Annotated in this window: 3 protein-coding genes; all 3 read right to left on the bottom strand. The window is 57.2% G+C overall.

The window, feature by feature from the left end:
* Positions 1–559: DUF1156 domain-containing protein (locus H5U02_15300; protein MBC7343785.1), on the bottom strand; the 559-nt coding region annotated here is incomplete at its 3' end.
* Positions 560–577: 18 nt separating this feature from the next.
* On the bottom strand, positions 578–1,186 hold the full coding sequence (locus tag H5U02_15295) for a hypothetical protein (GenBank protein MBC7343784.1): 609 nt from the start codon (positions 1,184–1,186) through the stop codon (positions 578–580).
* Positions 1,187–1,189: 3 nt separating this feature from the next.
* Complete coding sequence (locus tag H5U02_15290) at positions 1,190–2,038, bottom strand: hypothetical protein (GenBank protein ID MBC7343783.1); 849 nt, start codon at positions 2,036–2,038, stop codon at positions 1,190–1,192.
* Between the last annotated feature and the right edge of the window lie 19 nt (positions 2,039–2,057).

The following is a 2,057-nucleotide window of genomic DNA, read 5'->3' as shown; positions in this document are numbered from 1 at the left end:
GCTCCATTAACGTTTTAAACCAAGCTGGGTCAGCAGCCCTTCGTTCGACAGTAAGAACGTTACCCTCACCCGGCAATGGCTCAGGAATTGGTTTACTAAGCTCCTGCCATTTTTCGATGATAGGATGTCCAGCGAAGGGAGGGTATTTAGAAACTAACCTTTCAATCAGTCTCCTGTGGTCCTCCCTTGCCAGTTGTTCACGTTGAAGCGCCCTAAGGACTGTAGCATCGATTCTAAGTCTCTCTTCTCCTAAGGCGTTCCGCTCAACGCGCTCAGTAAGATTCTCGTCCAATGCCCATGGTTCCCCGTTGACCAGAGCCACCACCTTTTCGATGCCAAGCTGGCGCAGAAACCAGTCGGGGTCGGTGCCGGCGGGCAGAAGGGAGGCCAAAACGGCGGCGCGGCTCGGGGTTAGCGGCCGCCTGGCCCACCAGACGTGGAGCCGGTGGGTGGGAGGTGCCTTGCCAGTGTCGCGTTCCCGCTGGGTTTCAGCGCCAACTTGATGACAGGGAAAACCAGCTTCAATAAGGCGGAGGTCGTTTCCTTGGCCTGATTGCATATTGAGATCTCTCCTTGACTATCCGCGCAGTTTGTCCAACATCTCCAAAACTGCTTTGTCCCCAGGCTGGCCCGCCAGCATGATGCGCATGCCGGTCTGAGCCCAGCGGTTGGCCGCCTGGCCGTACTGGGTGGCCCGAGTCAACCAGTAAACCGCTTCTTCGCGGCTGAACCGCTCCACTCGCCAGGCGATAAGCTCGGCCCGATCCATATCCCTCAGCCGCTCCTGGAGCTTGAAAATCAAGCCTAGCTTGGCGCCGGCCTCCTCATCCAATGGCAGGTTGCCGCGAAACTCAATCCGCCCGTTGGCGATGAACCGGTGCAGGTCAAGGGGTATGCCATTGGGATCAGCCACGCGACAGACAATAGCCCGAATGATGGGTAAACAGCGCCGCAGGGCTTGGCCGTATATCTGCCCTCGGGATCTAAGGACGGCTTTAGGGAGTCCGTTACCGTTATTGGGGCTGCTTTCAGGCCAAAATCGCTCCTTGACCACCAGCACCGGTATGGGTTTATCTTTGTATTCGGTGACGCGCAAAACCCAGGGAGCGGTAGATAAGAGCGGGCGAATCCGCGACCTTAGGACCTTGGCGAGCTCCATATCACCTGTTGCCTTCCGCTTGGCCATGGGTTATACCTCACCCGCCGGCTTCGTTGGTTCCTGGGCTTTTTTTAGTTCCTTAATGAGCAGGCAATTGTCGTCGGGTTCATCAATTTCTAGATCAGCTTCGGTACCGTCGCCTGGTTGCACCAGGCCGTCCAAGGTCTCAAACAACTCACCCAGGCATCGCATTGAGTCCGGAGGCACCTCGGTTAGTTGGAGCCGGAGCTTTCCCCCATGGGGCAGCTCTAGGTCCACTAAATCCAAGCTAGTGATGGTAGAGGTAGCACCCCGATCGTAAATGCCGCCTAGGCGACGAAGGAGCGGCAGGATCTTCTTGGCTCCATCCTTGCCTGTGAGCCTAAACGGCTGGTGAGGGGTTGTGGTCCATCCCCGTCTAGCTGCCTCAGCTGGCGTGATCAGGACATCCTCTGGCGCGGGGGAATACAGGGTGGCCGCGGGTCCATAGATTAGTTCCGGCTTCTCCTCTTGGTGTGGTTCTCCCCGGTAGGCGTAAAGCTGGCCCTTTTTTAGCATAGTTGTTATAGTATCTTGCCAATCCTGAGGAGAAACTTCCCCGTATTGCTGGGCAATCTCCTCTCGCACTTGCTCAGCCGTAGCCGGACCGCTTGATTCAATTCTGTAGATCACGGCCTCACCCATGCGGGTGGGGTCGACCTTCTCAGTCTCAGTCCACCCACGCTGAGCTGCACCCGACGGGGTGACCAGTCCGTAGCCTGGCTGGGTCAAATCGACGGCCATAGGAACAGGCCTCTTCTGGTCATACAACTCGCTGGGTCCGGCGCTATCTTCAGCCTCCAAGCGATAAAGGCACCATGCCCCTTTTTCCACACAGGCTCGGATAATCCGATCAAACACCCCCGGGCTTTCCAGCACC

The organism is Clostridia bacterium, from assembly GCA_014360065.1.
Classification (GTDB): Bacteria; Bacillota; DSM-521; order Neomoorellales; family JACIYF01; genus JACIYF01.
The sequence above is the reverse complement of the archived record's forward strand: the minus strand, read 5'-3'. Positions and strand labels throughout refer to the sequence as shown.

What these genes read in the sequence shown, in the direction of transcription:
- H5U02_15295 (MBC7343784.1), bottom strand. Translation starts at nt 1,186, where the DNA reads ATGGCCAAGCGGAAGGCAACAGGTGATATGGAGCTCGCCAAGGTCCTA.